Origin of the sequence: Alkalibacillus salilacus (assembly GCF_030812915.1) — a bacterium.
Lineage (GTDB): Bacteria > Bacillota > Bacilli > Bacillales > Alkalibacillaceae > Alkalibacillus > Alkalibacillus salilacus.
Window position 1 is genome coordinate 121,119 of the sequence record NZ_JAUSTQ010000006.1, and the last position, 19,199, is coordinate 140,317.

Consider the following 19,199-nt stretch of genomic DNA (forward strand, 5'->3'; position numbering starts at 1 on the left):
GTTAAACAATGTTAGCGGATTGTTTAACAATTGAGGTTTTGGCTGAGATGCGGAGAAACCTTCCAATTATAAATTTCGTTAAATCATGGCAAATTAATAATAGTACGCAACAATTGGGAGGATTTTTCATGAAAAAAATAATACTGATCATACTTAGTCTGATCTTATGGTCACCACTTATTCAAGCTGAAGAAATTTCAAATGAATCATATGGTTATGGCTATAAAAAACAATATAACGAAGAACCACCTGACTTAGGTTTTTATGGACCTTTAATCGAGAAATATAATGGTTTTTATATGGGCGATGGTTCTGATAAGACCATTTATTTAACTTTCGATAGTGGCTATGAGTTAGGTTATATGGAACAAATGCTTGATGTATTAAAAGACAAACAAGTTCCTGCTACATTCTTCTTATCAGGTCATTATATTGATGATCAACCTGAATTAGTTGAGCGAATGGTGGACGACGGGCACATAATCGGGAATCACTCTGATGACCACCTCGACTACACGAAGGCGAGCGAAGAGGAAATTCGACAAGATTTAAAGCGGTTGGATGATAAAATTAAAGAAACAACTGATCAACAACATGTCACGTATTTCCGTCCTGCCAAAGGCGTTTTTAGCGAACGAACGTTAAAATTAACCGATGAGCTTGGTTATACGAACGTCTTCTGGTCTGTTTCGTTAGTTGACTGGGAAGAAAGTCAGCAAAACAGCTGGCAACAAGCCCTCGATGATGTACTGAAACAGGTTCATCCAGGTGCGATTATGCTTATGCATACGGTCACAGAAGATAATGCTGAAGCACTTAGTCACTTAATTGATGAATTACGGGAACGAGGCTATCAATTTGAATCACTAAATGACCTCGTCTGGCAAAAATACGTGCCTTTTGGATAGAGTCAATTTTTTTGCGAAAAGGGTATGTAAAGTTGTAAACTGTATGTATTGAAGCAACCACACAATAAAGGGAGAGGTCACGATGTGGAAAGAGTACTACCATGCAGCGGGGTTATATGATTTTGATTATTCACTCCAACGTTTAAATATGGATCCACTAATTAACGTAAATTTACGCGAACGATGGGTGGATGTACCTGTCAGATTGGAAAATGGGGATCAGTGTGTTGTCCGTGTTAAGGGTGAAGGGACGACTGAAAAACCGGTCTTTTCTGTGATGTCCGATTATGATGAAGAACAAGATGTTATCTTTGAACATATCCGTAATTTATTTCAGTGGGACCGTGATCTACAAGACGTTGTCGACTTCTTTGAAGATACACGATTAGCGAGATTATTCCTCGTTTATCCTGGCACACCCATTGTCCGCGACTTTGCCTTATATGATTCATTAATGAAAGTCATCATCCACCAGCAACTAAATATGAAGTTTGCTTATACACTATCAACGCGATTCGTACAGAAATTCGGTGAAAAGATGGATGGCGCCTGGTTTTATCCAACACCTGAAACAGTTGCGCAACTAGATTATCAGGACTTAACTGATCTTCAGTTCAGTCAGCGAAAAGCTGAATACGTAATTGACACGTCACGTGCGATTGTGAATGGTGAATTAGATTTACCAGGAATGGCGAAAAAGACTAATCAAGAGGTAATGAAATCGCTTGGAAAAGTCCGTGGTGTTGGCCCTTGGACTGTCCAAAATTGGTTATTATTCGCACTCGGACGCGAAGATCTCTTCCCAGCTGCTGATATTGGCATTCAAAATGCGCTTAAACACGCATGGAAACGAGAAGAAAAACCGAAGAAAGCAGAAATTGAAGCGGCTGCAGAGGATTGGTCACCTTATCGAAGTTATGCAGCATTGACGCTTTGGCGGAGTATTGAAGGATAAAAAAAGACAGAGGCGAATGAATAATCATTTGCCTCTGTCTTTTTATTTGAATGGTATTTCATCTAGACCGTCTAGGTACTCATTGATATTTCTAAATTCAGCAGATGCCCCGCCATTTTCTAAATTAAAACCATCCCTAGCAATTACAACACCTGAGAATTTAGGCCCGTCGTAACTAACACTACCGTTAGGTGCGACAATTAGGCCTTCCACTTCAGACCAATTCGTGTCGATTGTGACGTCACCACCTGCAATAATGATAAAATCAGAAGGGTTACGGTTATGTGTATGAACATTGACATCACCAGTAGAAAATATACGGTCGTTGTCACTCAAGGTGCCCGAATTAACGTAATTGTTCTCGGTATACCAGTTTTTATCTCTTAATTCTGGTAAGTCATTAGGTGGAATATCTGGATAGCTAGAAGCATCGAACTCGCCTGTTCGTAACTGTTGATGCTCTGAGTTATTAGTATTACTAATAATGTCGCCGCCTATATAAATGTTATCAGCATTAATATCTGCCGAATAATTATTAAAGATCACATCGCCACTGACATACATTGTATCGGCATTAACGACAGTGCTACTTCCAAAAGTCAAATCCCCATCAATATAAATTTCCTCAGCATTCATTGTTGTACCACCATTATTTAAATTTAAATGACTACGGATGTTAATAAGAGAAGTGACGCCACTTACGCCAAATTCAGAGCTAGAATTGACATTCACTTGTTGATTAGGTTTATTTATATGAATTTCGTTAACAGAAATTTGTCCTGCCGTGTTAAATGATAAGTCAGATGGGGTATTATTATTTATGACCATTTTCCCATTAGCACTGGAGAAACTCGCACTGCCATCAACAGAGATATTACTAGAATAAACAAACACGCTTTCATCGCGAATGTAGTCGATTATGTCGACACTTTGATCTGGGATCGTAATTGAAACCAATTCTTCTCGGTTTCGTTCAGCTTTAGGGTGAATCTTTGTGTTCACTTCAAATTGCTGGTCTTGATTATTCATGATGATAAATGAAACTGAGAGAGTTTCTGTTGCATCTACGGTTGTACATGATCCATTAATAGGGTTATGATTAATCATAAATTCATTAAATACATAATTTGAACGTTCAAATGTACTCGTACAAATTTCATAGTCATTTTGATTTGTTTGATGAGATTCTCGCATTTGGGTAATGATGTAGTTCGCCTCTTGTCTAATATCCGTATGTGCTTGCGTTTTCTCATTGTACTGAAAGGTATTACCGAGTACATTGAATGCTAAAATCGATATGATTGATAGAATCGCTAAAGCTCCTAAAACTTCGACAAGTGTGACACCTTTTTGTTGCTTAAGATATTTATTGATCATTAAAATCACCTATTTATTGTGAGAGGTATAAAAAATGAAACGATTTAAAAAGATTATACAAAACCATAAAGGATTTTCTTTAATCGAAGTCTTAGCTGCTATTGTCATTCTAACCATCGTGCTGACTTCGTTTATTGGTTTCTTCTCACAATCTATTATACTATCTACTCAAACTGAAGACGAGTTAACAGCTGTTACCGTTGCAGAAAATGTGTTAACGGAAATTAAAGAAGACCAGAGCCAGATTGATGCATTAAATCGTTCTGAATTCACTGTAAATAATCGAGACTATTTTCCTATCATAACAATAATTGATGAAAACGAACATGCTGAACTAGAAAATGAGCTCGATTTACAACAAGTTAAAATCGAAGTAGTCGAATCACTTGAAAATCAAGAGCAGCCCAGAGCTACGATATTTGGGTATATTCAGGAAGGTGATGGATCTTGAAGATGCTAAAAGAACAAAACGGTGCTGCTTTAATTGTCGTTTTAATCACTATCGCGATTATAGGTGTGATGATTCCTTCGATTATGTCGAATATCACAACGAGTGCTAAACAATTCGAACGGTCTGAGGAATACACACAGGTTAATGCCTTAATAGATATGGGTGTCGAATTTACGCATTCTGTTATCGAGGGTAGTCGTGATACTGCTAAGGAAAATACGGAGTCTTGGCTTGAACAGGGTAATGTAGATTCCGACAGTATCGTTACTTATTTTCGTGAGCAATTAAATTCAGCCATGCGTACCAAAGGGTTGGAGGATTCTGTTCGAATTGATGTTGGAGAAGAAAATGGGTTTAAAACAGAGATCAGATCGATTTCAGTTGAAGGCCAATCAATCGAAGTCGATTTTGTTGTGACGCCTGTTTTAGAAAATGAGGTTTTGGATGATGAGGAAGAAACAGGAACTAAAACAATCGAACTAGAATTTAACTGATAATAATGTCGCATTTAAAAGAAAAAGCACGTATAATTAGTAATATAGATGAAAAGGGCTATTTCCACGGTAGAAAGGACGTTATCTGTGCCACGTAAACAAAGATTACGCATAGGTGAGTTGTTAAAACAAGAAGGCTTTATCAATGATCAACAACTAAGCCAAGCTCTTGAAGAAAAATCGCCTGATCAAAAATTAGGAGATAGATTGATTCAAGAAAGTTACATAACGGAATTGCAATTGATCGAAGTCTTACAGCAACAACTGGATATTTCACACGAACGTTTGAATAACTATCCATTTGACCGGTCTATTTTAAATCTAGTACCCAAGCAGTTTGCGATTGATAACAATGTGATTCCACTTAAACGTGATGGTAATCGATTGTATATCGCAACGGCTGACCCACTGGATTATTTCGTGATTAATAACTTAAGGCTGCAGACAGGTTTTAAGATTGAACCAGTGATTGCGATCAAAGATGAAATTCGTCAAAGCATCATGAAGATGTATGAACGTGAAGATTTTACTGATGAATTTGATGAGGAAGCGCCTAAAGAACATCGTCAAGACTTGTCATTAGAAGAAGAATCCTCACCGGTCGTTAAGTTGATGAATCAACTCATCCAACAGGCTGTTGTTGAAGGGGCAAGTGATATTCACGTTGACCCACAAGAAGAGCAAGTCGTTGTGCGATTAAGGGTTGATGGTGCATTAAGAAATGAACAATTTTTGGCCAAAAGTGTCCAGTCTTCATTGACGACACGCATTAAAATTATGGCTAATCTAGATATTACACAGCAAAAAATTCCTCAGGATGGACGAATTAAACGGTTAGTCGAAGGGCGTGATGTCGATTTACGTGTCAGTACGTTGCCAACGATATTCGGTGAGAAAGTGGTGATTCGAGTACTCGATACGATGTCGGTTTCGAATCGAATGGATCAAATCGGCTTCGAACCGGATAATTTAAACAAGTTCCGTACGATGATTGAAAAGCCATATGGCATTGTATTACTAACAGGTCCAACTGGCTCTGGTAAGACATCGACTATGTATGCAGCACTCACACACTTAAACGAAGAAGAATCGAACTTAATTACATTAGAGGATCCTGTGGAGTATGAATTGGAAGGTGTTAATCAAATCCAAGTCAATTCTAACGCTGGCTTAACGTTTGCTTCAGGATTGCGGTCATTATTGCGTCAAGACCCGGACATTATCATGGTTGGTGAGATTCGTGATGGTGAAACGGCTAATATGGCAGTACGAGCATCGATCACAGGTCACCTCGTTCTGAGTACATTACATACAAATGATTCGACAGGCGCGATCAATCGTTTGGTAAATATGGATGTTGAGATGTTTCTAGTTGGTACATCGGTTAATGGCATTGTAGCGCAGCGACTTGTTCGAACGATTTGCGAGGATTGTGAAACGACTCGACCGATCAGTCAGTTAGAGAGAGATGTGTTTAATCGATATGGCATTGATTTAGACGAGGTCAAGAAAGGTAGCGGTTGTGCTACGTGTAATAATACAGGCTATCGTGGCAGAACAGCCATTCATGAAGTGTTATTAATTGATGAGGCTATACGTGAAGCAATTTTAGATGGCAAAACCAAAATTGAAATCGAACGAATTGCGAAACAGCAAGGGTTCACACGATTGTTCGAGGATGGATTACGGAAGGTTGAACGCGGTGAAACAACGTTAGAAGAAGTTTATCGTGTTGCCTCAGAGTAATAGAGTGATGGGGGAATCATAATGGCTTCTTTTAAATATGAAGCCGTTGATTATAACGGTGAGCATCGAAAAGGTAAGCTTGATGCATATAATGCAGAGCTGGCTAAAGCTCGCTTACGTGATGAAGGATTGCGTATAGAAACAATTGAAGAAATCCCAAGCACGATTTGGAATAAGGACATTTATTTTGGAAGTCCGGTGAAAAATCGTGATTTTGTTGTGTTCTTGCAACAATTTGCTGCCCTATTAAAAGCGGGTTTGACGATTGTGAAATCATTAAGTATCTTACGTGAACAAACGAAGCAAAAATATTTAAAAGAAGCATTATATTATATCGAAATTGATATGCGCCAAGGGAACTCTTTAACAGCAGCCTTGAAAAAACATCCGCATATTTTCTCGAATATTTTTATCAATGTGGTTCACAGTGGTGAAAGTAGTGGGTCATTGCAAGCAACGTTAGAAAAACTAGCAAGCTATTATCAGAAACAATATAAGACCAAGCAAAAGATTCAATCGACGTTTTCTTATCCAGCAACCGTATTTGTAGTAGCTATTGCTGTTGTCATATTCTTAATGATCTATGTTGTACCGGAGTTTGTCAGCATGTTTGAACAATTTGATGCTGAACTCCCGTTGATTACGCAGTTTGTTCTAGGAACTAGTGACTTTATGACTAGTTATTGGCACATACTTATGTTATCATCGATTTTAGTCGGACTTATGTTTATTATGTTGTTTAAACAGGAGCAAAGTCGTTATAAGATCGATTATTATTTATTAAAAATTCCAGGTTTTGGGACTTTAGTAATAAAGTCCAACATGGCACAAATGTCACGAACATTAAGCTCATTATTATATAACGATGTACCTATTATCCAAGCAATTGAATTGACTCAACAAACTATTCGTAACCGAGTGATTCGAGAAATCTTAGACGAAGCACAACTTTCTTTAAAAAAAGGACAATCGATGGTTACACCTATGCGAGAGCATTGGGCATTTCCATACTTAGTCACACAAATGATTGAAGTCGGGGAGCAAACGAATGCTTTACCTGACATGCTTGAACAAGTTGCAGATTTCTATGAAGAAGATGTCGACACCGCGACGGAACAATTTAAGTCATTACTAGAGCCTGTCTTAATCGTATCTTTATCATTGATCGTTGGAGTCGTTGTGCTTGCTATTGTGATTCCAATGTTTGATCTATTTAATCAAATTAATTAAGGGAGAGTGGGAGGATGTTTAAACGCATCTTTAAGAATCAGAAAGGTATTACACTGGTAGAATTACTAGCTGTCATTGTAATTTTAGGTATTATTGCTTTAATTGCGGTACCAGCTATTGCTGGCGTAATTGAAGATTCACGTTATGATTCTGTGAAATCAACTGCGATTAACGTAATTGAAGCTGCGGAGTTGTATGCGACGACGAATGATGTTGAGTCTGTTGGGGTAGAGCAATTAGCAAGTAGCGATTATATTGATAATTCTACATTTACAGGAACTCCAACTGTGAGCGGATTAGATGGAGGCCAACCGACGATCTCGGGTGAAATAACAATGTCTGACGTGACGATTAACTTTGATGGTGAATCAGTTAGTGAGGTTAATGACATGGAAAGAAATTAAGAGTCAGATTCAACTGGTGAGTGGTAGTTAAAGCGCGGTCTAACCGCGCTTTTTTACCATAAACATACTCTCAATCTATTAAATCATACAGGACTGATGACAGGTGATTTGGATAACTCTTTACATATTCGTTTTAGGCCTTGTATTAGGCTCGTTTTATAATGTGGTTGGTATGCGTGTAGCTGACGACGAATCAATTGTGACGCCCAGGTCGCACTGCCCGAGATGTGGTCATACACTCAGGAGTTACGAACTCATCCCCGTGTTTTCTTATTTATTTCAAAAAGGTCAATGCCGACAATGTGGCATGAATATTTCACCTATTTATCCGTTTTTTGAAGCGTTAACAGGTGGGTTATTCGTTTTCGCTTTTTTTCATATTGGCTTTCACATCGAACTCTTTTTAGCGTGGTTATTCATTAGTTTACTGGTCATTATTACGATCAGTGATTGGTATAAGCAGTTGATCCCTGACCGTATATTAGTTGCCTTTGCTTTGATCATTATAGCGTGGCGAATTTGGATGCCAACTGACCCATGGTATGATGGTTATTTAGCGGCTTTATTAGGATTTGGTTTATTGCTTCTCATTGCGATCGTCAGTCGAGGTGGCATGGGTGGCGGTGATATTAAATTATTTGCGGTGCTAGGGTTGTTTCTAGGTGTTGAAAAGACATTACTCACCCTGATGCTTGCTTCAGTCATTGGGACGGTGATTGGTTTAGCTTTAATGGGTTTAGGTTTAGTGGAAAAAGGAAAACCTATTCCGTTTGGTCCGTTCATCGCATCAGGGGCTTTAGTGGCTTATTTTTATGGTGATTCATTAATCAATTGGTATTTATCTTTAATGTTATAGGTGGATGAAATATATGACTAAGAAACAAGTCGTTAATCTTGAGATTAGAGATTATGTGATTCGTTATACAGAAAGTCGTCGGGATAATAATCAAATCGAGCGGATGGGAGAACATTATATTCCAGCGGGTATCATTAGAGGTGGCGTGATTGAAGATCGTGAGCAATTTGAACGCGTATTAAAGACATGTTTGAAAAAATGGCGTTTAAAACGAAAAACAGTTCGCCTCATTATGCCAGACTCACTCGTTTTTATTCGCCGAGAAGTGTTGCCACTTAACATTGCCAAAAATGATATCTGGAATCATATTCAGTTTCATTTAGGAGATACGATTCATTTGCCTTTTGATGACTCCGTTTTTGAGACGGTTTATATACAAGAATTAGAAGATGGACACGAAATCAGTTTAATCTCGACTGATCGCTCAATTGCGAATCAGTACACTCAAATTTTAAATGATTTAGGAATGCGTGTGGAATCAATCGACATTTCACCACTAAGCTTTTATCGAGTTCTCTATAGTCATAGTGTTGTTTCGAATGAAGATCATTTATTATTAATTAATTATAATGTGGATCAAGTCACATTTAGCGCTTTTCGTTTTCATACGCCTATTTTCTTGCAAGAATTTGATTTAGATTCCAGTGACCAAACAATCGATCAACTAGGTCCTACATTGTTAAAGGAAGATTTTCATCAAGAGACTGTGTTGGATGAATTGGAAGATTTGATTATAGAAGTCGAACGTGTTGAACGTTTCTATCAATATATGATTCAAAATTATGAACAACAGTTTACGCAGATTGCAATCACTGGTGATCATCCTTATTTAGATGACATTATGGTTACGCTTGAAGAGCGGTTTGAAACGCCAGTTGTAACAATTCAAGATGAACAAGTCGTTGGACCTAAAGGAATGACAGTGGCTTCACGTTTTCATATGGTTTATGGCATGGCATTAAAAGGTGGTCTATAATGTTACCAGATATTAATTTAAGGCCAAAAAAAGAAAAGAAGAATCGAACAGGGATATTACCGATAGTAATCATGCTCGTGGTGACATTGATACTTGTAGGTGGATTCGGTTATTGGACATGGACGCTGCAGCAAGATCATGATTCATTAGAACAAGAGTTACAACAACAAAAGCAACAAAATAACGCGTTACAGTCTGAATTAGAAGGTGATGGCACCGAACAACAACCTGAGCAAGTAGAGCGATTAGTGACACAGATGGAAGAGGCTATGGTAGAAATGGAACCAATTATAAAAACGATCACGGGTTATGTCCCTCGTAATGGTGATTTAATAGCTTTTAATGAACAAGAAGGTGTCATTGAATTAACGGTTCAGACTGAATCAAATGAAAACGCAGTAGCATTTTATCAGGATTTAAGCGAGATTGAATCGTTCCATGATGTGAAGATTCGAACCATTGATTATATGGAATCAGAGGAATATTATTTAACGAATTATACAGTGTACCTCCAAACAGAAGAGGAGGGAAACAATGACGCAGCAGAATAAGCGAATGATTTTAGTCGGAATGGCAGTCTTACTATTGGCTGGTGGTGCATTCTACTACTATGTCATTTTTGATTTACAACAGACGAATCAAGAATTATCAGATGATATAGATTTTGAAAATAGACGTCAAACAGCTCTCAGTGATTCATTAGAGAATCAGGAAGCAGAGGAAGATATTAATGTTGATACATTGCGCGACCGATTGCCAAGATCATTGAATGAAGATGGCGCCATTCGTTTATTGAATGATGCAAGTGGTTCCACAAGTACTACGATTGAAACGATAAACTTTGTACAAGATGATCGAGTTTCTGCGAATGAATGGTTTAGCGATGTGAGCTCAGAAGAAATGATTGACGTTTTATCAATGGAACTGAGTGGGTCTACAGGTTCTCGTCAATTGTTCCAGCAGTTTATTAATAGAATTGAACAAGATGCGAGATTAGCGCAATTAAACAGTGTACGACTCCAGCAAAATGATGGAAACTACACCTTTCAAGTGACATTGACAATTTTCGCTTATCAGTTTGAAGAAGAATAAGAAGGCTTTCGCCATGAATTTGGGCGAAAGCCTTCTTATTTGGCAACGTAATTAACATTTCCACCTAGTTATTTAACAGTTCTTTTAGATTGTCTAACATTCTCGTTGGATTATCGAACAAAGGTGGCACATTGTTTAACAATGTTAGTGCATTTCCTGTCGTTTGAGCAGGAAAATGGATAACCATAATAATAGAAGACTGATGATGATAGCGATACCTGTACTGAAATAAAGGTCCGTTTCGATTTCACCTGAGAAAAAGTAGGTACCAATATAATCTGAAATCAACATTGGGCTCCAAGTGATGACATGATCAAAAATAGACGTGATCGCGTTTAAAACGACGACTGTAAATATAGACAGAAAAGCAACAAGCCCAGGCGATGTTAGAAAACTATTGAAGACCATCACGATGCTTAAGATAAGCATGAAATAAAATATATAAAAGATAGCACTAGTCAACAATTGAGTAAAGGCAAGATCTCCGAATAAAACGGTGACATAATACCATCCTGTAATAAGTGCAATGATGATCGACACGCTTAGGAGTGTCATCATAGCTGTGAATTTAGCTGTAATATAATGACTATAGCGAACGGGCTTAGATAAGATTAGTTCATACACCCCTGTGCTGAGTTCTCGTGAAATCAGTCCCATTGATATGACAACAGCTATTAAGACGCCTAACATATTTAACTGACTAAAACTCATGATCATAGCTTCACCAACGGAAGGGTTTGGGATATCAATCGTAGCCCCTTCTGGAACGTTGCCAGCCGATTCTAGTATAATAGGCATAAAATAAGCGGTTAAAGGGTCCATAACGGCGAATAATATAAAGACAATAGGGACCCAAATCCACTTGAAATGACGCCAATGGTCGAGCATTTCTTTTTTGTAAATGGTTTGCCATTGCATTATTCAGTCACCGCCTTTATGAATATATCCTCAAGTGATGATGTTAGGACTTCAAATTTCGTTAAATTCCAACCTTCTGATTGAATAACCTCCAGTAATTGCGATCTTGCTTCATTTACATCATGAACAGTAATAGCAAACCCTGCATTTTCCCGCTTAATGTTAAATACCGAATTAATCTCTTTTAAGCGTTCTTCAATAAACTTAGGCTCGTCTTGAAACGCTAGATAAATGGTTTTCGTTTCTTGTTGACTATGTATCTCATGAATGGCGCCTTGTTTTAGAAGTTTGCCATGGTTTAAAAGTAAAATATCATCACTAACCTCTTCCGCATCGTTTAAAATATGGGTTGAGAAAAGAATAGTCGCGTCTTTTTTCAGTTCACGAATTAAATTAAGCACTTCTCGGCGACCAATTGGGTCCAAAGATGAAACAGGTTCATCGAGGATAATTAATTGAGGGTCGTGCATTAAAGCTTGCGCAATCCCTAGTCGCTGCTTCATGCCACCTGAATATTTCCCGATTCGTTTTTGTTTGTCATCACCTAGTCTGACAAGGTCGAGCAGTTCCTGTGCCTTTGTTTTAGCATCGTTTTTTGATAGATAAGCGAGTTGACCTACATAAATTAAGAATTCTTCTCCAGTCATCCAATTATGAAAGACAGGATATTGTGGTAAATAGCCAACATAGTGACGAATATCCTTCGTAAACTGTTCTTCGTCAAATTGAATGTTACCCTGACTTGGTTTAATAAAGCCAGCTAACATACGAAGTGTTGTGGTTTTACCAGCACCGTTTGGGCCGAGAAGGGCAACACATTTACCAGTTTCTAATGTAAATGATAAATCATCGACAACCGTATGATTTTGAAATATTTTTGTGAGATGATTCGCAGACATAATTGACATTATTTATCCCTTCCTTCCCACGATAAAATAAATAATCGGCCCAGCGAGATTTCCGAATATGATTATTAAGATCCATACCCATTTAGGTCCACGTGTTTCATCGACACGACGCAGATCAACTAGGGCAACAACGATTAAGATTAGCTGTAAAATCACTAATGGCAAAATTAGTTGTATGATTAAATCGTCCAAAAGAATCTCCCCTTTTAGTTCCATTATAACCGATAATGCCGAAGTTTTTTCAATATTATTGGCAATTAATATAAAAAACCTTCTTACGTTAAGGTAAGAAGGCCAAGTTTTACGCTTCTAATTCACTAATTTCAGCTTGATGTTGATCGTTCAAATAGAACATGAAGGCTTCTTTGTAGATTGCGAACAGATCATAATTTTTCTCCCATTGGTTAATTTGTTCATAAACTTGAGGATACGTTTCATTCGCTTTCGTAGCATAGCCTAATTTATGGACGGCTTTGATGGAACGGTGATTGACTTTATTCACTTTCAAAAAGACCACTTCTATATCGCATTGTAAGAATATTTCCGATAAAAACAACTCTTTCGCATATTGATTATACCCTTGGCCGAAAAATGGCTTGCCTAACCAAGTGGCTAAAAACCCTTTTCCATCCTCAATATCGTAAAGTGAGATAGCCCCAACAGGTGATTCGAATTCATCTAATATCGTACGAGAAATTAATTCGCCATTTTCTTCCCGTTGATTCATTTGATTAATGAAAAAGTAATATTCCTCGGTGGAACTCGCGACTTCCCGTACAAAAGGTCTAACAGCCTCATCATTCAAAAGTGGGAACAGTACCGGCACATCGTGTGTTTCACGTTTTTTAAGCATAAAAAATACCCCCTAAACAACATAGTTTACGAGGGTGATGCTTACGACAGGCGTAGGCAGTGGGCGCGACCACCCTCGAATTTTTATTAATTGCACATCTTAATCAAGAAGTTGCATTCAATGCACATAAACAAAAATCCGGGGTGGGAATCGAACCCACTAGAACCACTCATATTCGAGCAGTGGCGCACCATTTGCCTTCCCTTTACTTTGACTAAACAAATTTTACAACAGGTTTGTCATTTTGCATATAGGTTTTTATCATTTTATGAAAAAATTTTTGTTGCCAATTAATAGTTTATTGATAGACCTCTTCTAAGGCTTCTCTTAGAGTCGGAAAGTGGAAGGTATAACCAGATTCAAGGAGGACTTTTGGATAAACATACTGTCCTTCTAATAAGAGTGTACTCATGTCACCCAATGCTGTTCGAATAGCGAATGATGGTGCTGGAATCCAATATGGACGTTTTAACGCTTGACCGAGTACTTTTCCGAATTCCTTATTACGTTTCGGATTAGGCGCAGTAAAGTTAACAGGCCCTTCAATCTCACTATGTTCAATCACCCAGTCATAGCCTTTGACCACATCGTAAATGTGAATCCATGACATCCATTGTTCGCCTGAACCAAGCGGGCCGCCAGCGAATAATTGATACGGTAAGGCGATCTTCGGTAGTGCCCCATCATGGCCATCTAATATGAGACCAAAACGTGTTTTAACCACACGAATATCTAGAGATTGGGCTTCGTCAACTTCTTTCTCCCACATATCACAAACTTCAGCGAGAAAATCATTTCCGGGTTGTTGGGTCTGTTCAGTAAAAATATCTGTTTCTGATGTGCCATAATAGCCGACAGCTGAAGCATTAATAAATGTGTGGGGAGGCTGTTGCATCGCTCCCATGATCCGAATGAGCTCACGTGTTGTTGTCATACGGCTTTCTAAAATACGTTCTTTTCTTTCCTCAGTCCATCGCCCGCTGTTCAATGATTCACCAGCTAAATTAATAAATACATCAGCATAGCCGATTTCAAGTTCTGGTTGACCATTTGGTGTTAACCATTCGATGTAGTGGATGTTATGATCTGACCGATACTTGTTGGGATTACGCGTTAAAATAATAATTTCATCGTCTTTTGAGCTGAAATGATCGACGAGATGTTGCCCTACAAAGCCTGTTCCGCCTGCGATTACAATTTTCAAACGGATGTACCTCCTTTGAATCCTGTATTATAATAGGTATAGTTCAACGTTAGGGGTGACCTGTCTGATGGTCAAGATAAGTAAAATTGCGCAACAAAAAAAGCATCAAGATCGATTCAATATTTTTATCGAACGACAGGGTCAAGAAGTCTTTGCTTTTGGTGTACATGAAGATCTATTAGTTCGCTACGCTTTACGAAAAGGGATGGAACTATCGGATGATGATATGAACGAAATCCAAAAGCAAGATGCCATGTACAAGTACTATACCCTGTCAATCAATTATTTAAGCTACCGAATGCGTGCAAAATCAGAAATTATCGATTATTTATCTAAAAAAGAAGCGAGTCAGCAAGATATTGATTATGTTCTAAATCGATTGGAACAAGAAGGCCTTGTTGATGATATGGCATTTGCCGAAGTTTATGTGCGTTCTAAAATGAATACCTCATCAAGTGGCCCTAATAAAATTAGACAAGAGCTTAAACAGAAGAAATTGACTGAGGAGCAGATAGAACAAGGGTTAACCCAATACTCGCAGGAAGATGAAGTCGACAAATTAGTCAATTTAATAAATAAAAAAATGCAAGCTAATTCTAAGAAATCGTTTCGAGAACAACTTAACCAAGCTAAACAAGCCATGATGCAAAAAGGTTTTTCGCGTGAAGCGATTGATATTGCTGTTCAATCAATTGATTTGTCAGCTGATGAAGATGATGAAAAAGCGGCTGTTTACTACCAAGGTGAGAAAGCTTGGCGTAAATATGCTCGCAAACATGAAGGTTATACACTTGAACAAAAAGTCAAAGCAGCCTTATTTCAGAAAGGCTTCCAAGGTGAGCATGTTCAACAATTTATTGAAGAAAAAAAGCAGGAAGAGTCATAATCACTCTCCCTGCTTTACTTTATTCAACATGAATTTCAGCACGGCCATCATCTTTTTCGACAATTTGCTTCGCATAATCGTCTGGAGAAGGAAGGACAGATGGATCGTCAATATAGTCACTGTCATCCCAGAATGGCGTGTTCATGCCACCCATATAGACGGCTGAAATAGCAATGTTTTCATCAGCTAATTCTTTTTGTAAGCTTTCTGTAAAACCACGCTGAGCAAATTTACTTGCGCAATAAGCTGATTCTTGAACTTTTCCGTATAGACCAGCTGTTGAAATGATATTTAAAATGCGACCATTCGCTTGGATAACGTGATCTAATAAATGTTTGGTGGTATAAATCAAACCATTCACATTAACGTCAACCATTGTATCGATTTCATTTTTTTCAAGATTTTCGATGGTGTTAAAGAATCCGACACCTGCATTATTAATCAATAAATCAATCGGTCCAACTTGCTTTGCGAGTGATTGAACTGAATCCCAATTAGTGATATCGGCAGTTAATGTTTCAGCTTGTCCACCTTGTTTTTCAATTTGTTCTTTTGTATCAGCTAATTTATTTTCAGTACGGCCGACTAAATAGATCGAATAACCTTGTTTAGCGTAGCGTAAGGCTAAAGCTTGTCCTAAACCAGAGCCGCCTCCCGTAATAAGTGCTTTCTTCATGATAATGCCTCCTTGATTCATAAGTATTTTTATTATGCCTTGAATTTGATAAGATGTAAATGAAGTTGAAAGGAGAATTGTCATGCAACGTCGCTATAGTCAATATACAGTTGAGCAATTACGTGAAGAAATTGCTGACTTAACGGAAAAAGCACAGAAAGCTGAACAACTAGGCATGGTCAATGAATACGCAGTCCATCAACGAAAAATCGTGATGGCTAAATCGTACATGCTTAATCCACGTGAATATCGTCGTGGTCAAGTTTATGAAATCAACGGTTCACCGTCGGAAAAATTTGAGATTGCTTATATGAATGGCGTTTTTGCTTGGGGAACAAGAAAAACAAAACAAGGTGAAATTGTAAACGAAGAAGAAGCCCTTCCAATTGCACTTTTAATCGATCGGTTAGATTAATCATTTAAACTGATAACCTATTATTTGGTTATCAGTTTTTTTGTGAAATTGGACAGTGTTGGACTTTATTTGTGGAGGACTAGAAGTTTTAGTCAATTTCGATAATAAAGAATATTAAGTTTTAATTTTATATCGTATTGTTCAACGAAAGCCCTGTTTCTTGAATAAGTTATGATATCATTAAACTAACTAAGGAGTACATGATGAGTGTAAACGTAATTGTAATACAAGTTGTATTTCCTGCGATATTCTCTTTGCCTTTTTTTATTTTCAACGCTAAACTGACAGTATTTAATACAAATACAATACATAGTATAGGCATTAAAAAGACTGCAATCATTTGTAAGATACCAAACATTTTATAATCTCCTTTATGTCTTTCTTATCTTCAATTTACAATAAGAAGTGTGTGTCTTTGTATTTCGTATAAACTCATAAAATATATGTAGGTTAATTAGTTGGTTTCATTATTAGTTGTAAATATATTATTGATTTTAAGTTTTTACCCAATAATCTGTTCTTTATATAACTGATTTTTAAATAATCTGTCAATTCATATGATAATGTTGGTATCATAACAAAAAAATAGCATATCAATCAATACGCAATTGATATGCTATTTTATTAACTATTTATATTTTTTTGATTAGTATTGCACTACTTATTTTCATCACACTTCTTTATTTCTTCTCAATTTATGCTAGGTCAATGATTCAAGTTTTTTCTGTAATTTCTCCTCGGAATAAATCCAACCTGTATAAGATGTTAAGATGTTATAAAATTTATCTAAAGTGACGACTGCCACGAATGGATAATGCCCGTCTCTGCGATAACGTAAATCGATAAAACGAATTTCAGTATAATCATCATGACGTTCAATTTCGTGTCGATAAACGGGAGAGAAATTTCTAAACGATTTAACATTCTCATCTTGAAAGGCTGCGTTCATTTCAGTTGAATCTGGGTAATCCCGTTTTTCAAATGTGTCCTTAATGTCAATGTGGCCGTGATCATAATCCGCAACGAAATAAAATTTAGGTGTTTCAATGACTACGCGCCATTCATTATGTCTAATAGTTGGTTGTGTGATGATTTTAGTTGCACTTGGGAAGTGCTTTTGTAAAATATCGGTGATTTCTTTTTTATCAAGAAATCGTTTAATATAGTATAAGAAAACAACAAAAAATATGGTGCCATACGTAACGACAGGGTCCGCTCCTAGTAACCATGCAATGGCTCCTGCTGAAAATAAACCAAATATATACGGATCAAATGTACTGATCCATCCGAGTGCTATCCATTTATTCACAAAAGGCTTTAATGCTTGAGTTCCATATGCATTAAATATATCGACAAACACATGAAGTATGACAGATAATAAAATCCAACCCCAAAGATGACTGAATGAAGCATCTTGAAAGATTAGAAATAATGGCAGCGTTACAATCAAACTCCATAATAAAACAGCTAATGGAGAATGTGATGTGCCGCGATGATGGCGTATATAAGTTGCATTATCTTTAAATTTAAAAAATGTATCAAAATCAGGAGCGTGTGAACCAATGATGGCCCCAATAAAAACGGCGTGAAATAGCTCGGGGTTTTGTTCAACGGCGGGGTCTATTGTAGCCAACCCACCGATGGCGACGCCCATAGTGATGTGGGTTGCCGTATCCAATGGTTTATACCTCCTTAGAATAAGTTAGGTGATAAGTATGTCTAATAAGTCCTCTATATCCATACCCGTTTTATTTGATGGTCAAGCATTCAGAAATGACTTTATTAACTGGTACTACCATCAGAAGCGGGATTTACCTTGGCGCCGTACAGAAGATCCTTATCATATTTGGGTCTCTGAAATTATGTTACAACAAACTCAAGTCGACACAGTTATTCCTTATTTTAAACATTTCATGAATCATTATCCGACTGTGTATGAACTGGCACACGCAGACCAACAAGATGTCTTAAAGGCGTGGGAAGGTTTGGGCTATTATTCTCGCGCTCGTAACCTTCATGATGCTGTAAAAGAAGTCGTATCTACATATGATGGCCAAGTCCCGAGTGACAAAAAAGAATTAAAAAAATTAAAAGGCGTCGGTTCGTATACGCAAGGTGCGATCTTAAGTATTGCATTTAATCAACCAGAACCTGCCGTTGATGGTAATGTTATGCGTGTCATGTCCCGTATTTTAGAGATTGATGAAGATATTGCCAAACCGAAAACAAAAACGGTATTTGAAGATATTATTCGTGAAATTATTTCAGAGGAAGATCCTTCAGCTTTTAATCAAGGATTGATGGAATTAGGAGCACTAATTTGCCAACCTAAAAATCCGAAATGTGATCAATGTCCTGTCCAATCACACTGTCAAGCTTATGCTAAAGGGGTGCAAACAGAACTGCCTATTAAAACAAAAGCGAAAAAGCAAAAACATGAAACTTATTTTAATCTTATTTTACGTGATGACACGGGAAATTATTTTATTGAAAAACGCCCTGATGATGGATTACTAGCCGGTCTTTGGCAATTTCCATTATATTCTCAAGAGAAGTTTACAGAAGTATCTTTAATTGAATGGTTAAAACAACAATATGGTGTGTCGATTAAGATAACATCTCATCTTGGACGTGTTAAACATGTGTTTTCACACGTTATATGGGAAGTTGACATTTTAGAGGCTGACATTATTGATCAAGACCGCCCAAATATGGATGGTGAATGGGTTGATGATGAGTTGATTAAAACTTATCCATTACCCAATGTACAACAAAAAGTGCTCAATAAACTGATTTGAAATTAGATTTTTTTGGAAATGATATTTTGGATAACACACCGCTATCTTGGTT

At 37.4% G+C, this 19,199-nt stretch carries 22 protein-coding genes; 14 read left to right on the plus strand and 8 right to left on the minus strand.

The genetic code is table 11. The annotated features are described in order from the left end of the window. Positions 1–128 precede the first annotated feature (128 nt). Together pdaA and J2S77_RS08870 are read left to right on the plus strand one after the other, a co-directional pair. On the plus strand, positions 129–908 hold the full coding sequence (gene pdaA / locus J2S77_RS08865) for a delta-lactam-biosynthetic de-N-acetylase (protein ID WP_306976561.1): 780 nt from the start codon (positions 129–131) through the stop codon (positions 906–908). 82 nt (positions 909–990) lie between these two features. Beyond that, on the plus strand, positions 991–1,863 hold the full coding sequence (locus tag J2S77_RS08870; protein WP_306976563.1) for a DNA-3-methyladenine glycosylase family protein: 873 nt from the start codon (positions 991–993) through the stop codon (positions 1,861–1,863). A gap of 42 nt (positions 1,864–1,905) precedes the next feature. On the opposite strand, the gene J2S77_RS08875 is transcribed toward J2S77_RS08870, so the two are convergent. Then, complete coding sequence (locus J2S77_RS08875; RefSeq protein WP_306976564.1) at positions 1,906–3,240, minus strand: PulJ/GspJ family protein; 1,335 nt, start codon at positions 3,238–3,240, stop codon at positions 1,906–1,908. A 34-nt stretch (positions 3,241–3,274) separates the two neighbouring features. On the opposite strand from J2S77_RS08875, the gene J2S77_RS08880 reads away from it, so the two are divergent. The 9 genes from J2S77_RS08880 (at position 3,275) to J2S77_RS08920 (ending at position 10,489) form a co-directional block, all read left to right on the plus strand. Continuing rightward, positions 3,275–3,691: a type IV pilus modification PilV family protein gene (locus tag J2S77_RS08880; RefSeq protein WP_306976566.1), complete on the plus strand. Its 417-nt coding sequence runs from the start codon at positions 3,275–3,277 to the stop codon at positions 3,689–3,691. After that, complete coding sequence (locus J2S77_RS08885; protein WP_306976568.1) at positions 3,688–4,185, plus strand: type II secretion system protein; 498 nt, start codon at positions 3,688–3,690, stop codon at positions 4,183–4,185. Before J2S77_RS08880 ends, J2S77_RS08885 begins: the two co-directional genes overlap by 4 nt. A gap of 48 nt (positions 4,186–4,233) precedes the next feature. Continuing rightward, positions 4,234–5,931: a GspE/PulE family protein gene (locus tag J2S77_RS08890; protein WP_306976570.1), complete on the plus strand. Its 1,698-nt coding sequence runs from the start codon at positions 4,234–4,236 to the stop codon at positions 5,929–5,931. A gap of 21 nt (positions 5,932–5,952) precedes the next feature. Then, complete coding sequence (locus J2S77_RS08895) at positions 5,953–7,161, plus strand: type II secretion system F family protein (RefSeq protein ID WP_306976572.1); 1,209 nt, start codon at positions 5,953–5,955, stop codon at positions 7,159–7,161. A 14-nt stretch (positions 7,162–7,175) separates the two neighbouring features. Beyond that, complete coding sequence (locus tag J2S77_RS08900) at positions 7,176–7,565, plus strand: type II secretion system protein (RefSeq protein ID WP_306976574.1); 390 nt, start codon at positions 7,176–7,178, stop codon at positions 7,563–7,565. 103 nt (positions 7,566–7,668) lie between these two features. Then, a complete protein-coding gene (locus J2S77_RS08905; RefSeq protein WP_306976576.1) occupies positions 7,669–8,421 on the plus strand; it encodes a prepilin peptidase in 753 nt (250 codons plus the stop codon). A gap of 13 nt (positions 8,422–8,434) precedes the next feature. After that, entirely contained in the window at positions 8,435–9,397 is a 963-nt protein-coding gene (gene pilM / locus J2S77_RS08910) for a type IV pilus biogenesis protein PilM (protein WP_306976577.1), read from the plus strand. After that, positions 9,397–9,948 (plus strand): PilN family protein, encoded by a 552-nt coding sequence (locus J2S77_RS08915; protein WP_306976579.1) that lies wholly within the window; start codon positions 9,397–9,399, stop codon positions 9,946–9,948. The genes pilM and J2S77_RS08915 overlap by 1 nt, the downstream gene beginning before the upstream one ends. Further along, entirely contained in the window at positions 9,932–10,489 is a 558-nt protein-coding gene (locus J2S77_RS08920; protein ID WP_306976581.1) for a hypothetical protein, read from the plus strand. The genes J2S77_RS08915 and J2S77_RS08920 overlap by 17 nt, the downstream gene beginning before the upstream one ends. 144 nt (positions 10,490–10,633) lie before the next feature. On the opposite strand, the gene J2S77_RS08925 is transcribed toward J2S77_RS08920, so the two are convergent. From J2S77_RS08925 to J2S77_RS08945, 5 genes are all read right to left on the minus strand, one after another. Further along, on the minus strand, positions 10,634–11,407 hold the full coding sequence (locus tag J2S77_RS08925) for an ABC transporter permease (RefSeq protein WP_306976583.1): 774 nt from the start codon (positions 11,405–11,407) through the stop codon (positions 10,634–10,636). Then, a complete protein-coding gene (locus tag J2S77_RS08930) occupies positions 11,407–12,315 on the minus strand; it encodes an ABC transporter ATP-binding protein (protein WP_306976585.1) in 909 nt (302 codons plus the stop codon). Before J2S77_RS08930 ends, J2S77_RS08925 begins: the two co-directional genes overlap by 1 nt. Positions 12,316–12,318: 3 nt before the next feature. Then, entirely contained in the window at positions 12,319–12,507 is a 189-nt protein-coding gene (locus J2S77_RS08935) for a PLDc N-terminal domain-containing protein (protein ID WP_306976586.1), read from the minus strand. 109 nt (positions 12,508–12,616) lie between these two features. Beyond that, on the minus strand, positions 12,617–13,168 hold the full coding sequence (locus J2S77_RS08940; RefSeq protein ID WP_306976588.1) for a GNAT family N-acetyltransferase: 552 nt from the start codon (positions 13,166–13,168) through the stop codon (positions 12,617–12,619). A 298-nt stretch (positions 13,169–13,466) separates the two neighbouring features. After that, positions 13,467–14,372 carry a TIGR01777 family oxidoreductase gene (locus tag J2S77_RS08945; RefSeq protein ID WP_306976591.1) on the minus strand — a complete coding sequence of 302 codons (906 nt, stop codon included), beginning with the start codon at positions 14,370–14,372 and terminating at the stop codon, positions 13,467–13,469. 67 nt (positions 14,373–14,439) lie between these two features. Here J2S77_RS08945 and recX point away from each other — a divergent pair, with 67 nt between their 5' ends. Further along, positions 14,440–15,258 (plus strand): recombination regulator RecX, encoded by an 819-nt coding sequence (gene recX, locus J2S77_RS08950; protein WP_306976593.1) that lies wholly within the window; start codon positions 14,440–14,442, stop codon positions 15,256–15,258. A 19-nt stretch (positions 15,259–15,277) separates the two neighbouring features. Here recX and J2S77_RS08955 read toward each other — a convergent pair whose 3' ends face one another. After that, a complete protein-coding gene (locus tag J2S77_RS08955; protein ID WP_306976595.1) occupies positions 15,278–15,934 on the minus strand; it encodes an SDR family NAD(P)-dependent oxidoreductase in 657 nt (218 codons plus the stop codon). An 82-nt stretch (positions 15,935–16,016) separates the two neighbouring features. Here J2S77_RS08955 and J2S77_RS08960 point away from each other — a divergent pair, with 82 nt between their 5' ends. Further along, the gene (locus tag J2S77_RS08960) at positions 16,017–16,349 is read left to right on the plus strand and encodes a YfhH family protein (RefSeq protein ID WP_306976597.1); all 333 of its coding nucleotides are present in this window, start codon (positions 16,017–16,019) and stop codon (positions 16,347–16,349) included. Between the two features lie 700 nt (positions 16,350–17,049). On the opposite strand, the gene J2S77_RS08965 is transcribed toward J2S77_RS08960, so the two are convergent. Next, complete coding sequence (locus J2S77_RS08965) at positions 17,050–18,027, minus strand: metal-dependent hydrolase (RefSeq protein WP_306976598.1); 978 nt, start codon at positions 18,025–18,027, stop codon at positions 17,050–17,052. Between the two features lie 37 nt (positions 18,028–18,064). Here J2S77_RS08965 and mutY point away from each other — a divergent pair, with 37 nt between their 5' ends. Continuing rightward, on the plus strand, positions 18,065–19,147 hold the full coding sequence (gene mutY / locus J2S77_RS08970; protein ID WP_306976600.1) for an A/G-specific adenine glycosylase: 1,083 nt from the start codon (positions 18,065–18,067) through the stop codon (positions 19,145–19,147). Positions 19,148–19,199: the final 52 nt, after the last annotated feature.

Coding starts and splice junctions, on each gene's coding strand:
- pdaA (WP_306976561.1), top strand. CDS start 129: ATGAAAAAAATAATACTGATCATACTTAGTCTGATCTTATGGTCACCA.
- J2S77_RS08870 (WP_306976563.1), top strand. CDS start 991: ATGTGGAAAGAGTACTACCATGCAGCGGGGTTATATGATTTTGATTAT.
- J2S77_RS08875 (WP_306976564.1), bottom strand. CDS start 3,240: ATGATCAATAAATATCTTAAGCAACAAAAAGGTGTCACACTTGTCGAA.
- J2S77_RS08880 (WP_306976566.1), top strand. CDS start 3,275: ATGAAACGATTTAAAAAGATTATACAAAACCATAAAGGATTTTCTTTA.
- J2S77_RS08890 (WP_306976570.1), top strand. CDS start 4,234: ATGAAAAGGGCTATTTCCACGGTAGAAAGGACGTTATCTGTGCCACGT.
- J2S77_RS08895 (WP_306976572.1), top strand. CDS start 5,953: ATGGCTTCTTTTAAATATGAAGCCGTTGATTATAACGGTGAGCATCGA.
- J2S77_RS08900 (WP_306976574.1), top strand. CDS start 7,176: ATGTTTAAACGCATCTTTAAGAATCAGAAAGGTATTACACTGGTAGAA.
- pilM (WP_306976577.1), top strand. CDS start 8,435: ATGACTAAGAAACAAGTCGTTAATCTTGAGATTAGAGATTATGTGATT.
- J2S77_RS08915 (WP_306976579.1), top strand. CDS start 9,397: ATGTTACCAGATATTAATTTAAGGCCAAAAAAAGAAAAGAAGAATCGA.
- J2S77_RS08920 (WP_306976581.1), top strand. CDS start 9,932: ATGACGCAGCAGAATAAGCGAATGATTTTAGTCGGAATGGCAGTCTTA.
- J2S77_RS08925 (WP_306976583.1), bottom strand. CDS start 11,407: ATGCAATGGCAAACCATTTACAAAAAAGAAATGCTCGACCATTGGCGT.
- J2S77_RS08930 (WP_306976585.1), bottom strand. CDS start 12,315: ATGTCAATTATGTCTGCGAATCATCTCACAAAAATATTTCAAAATCAT.
- J2S77_RS08940 (WP_306976588.1), bottom strand. CDS start 13,168: ATGCTTAAAAAACGTGAAACACACGATGTGCCGGTACTGTTCCCACTT.
- recX (WP_306976593.1), top strand. CDS start 14,440: ATGGTCAAGATAAGTAAAATTGCGCAACAAAAAAAGCATCAAGATCGA.
- J2S77_RS08955 (WP_306976595.1), bottom strand. CDS start 15,934: ATGAAGAAAGCACTTATTACGGGAGGCGGCTCTGGTTTAGGACAAGCT.
- J2S77_RS08960 (WP_306976597.1), top strand. CDS start 16,017: ATGCAACGTCGCTATAGTCAATATACAGTTGAGCAATTACGTGAAGAA.
- mutY (WP_306976600.1), top strand. CDS start 18,065: ATGTCTAATAAGTCCTCTATATCCATACCCGTTTTATTTGATGGTCAA.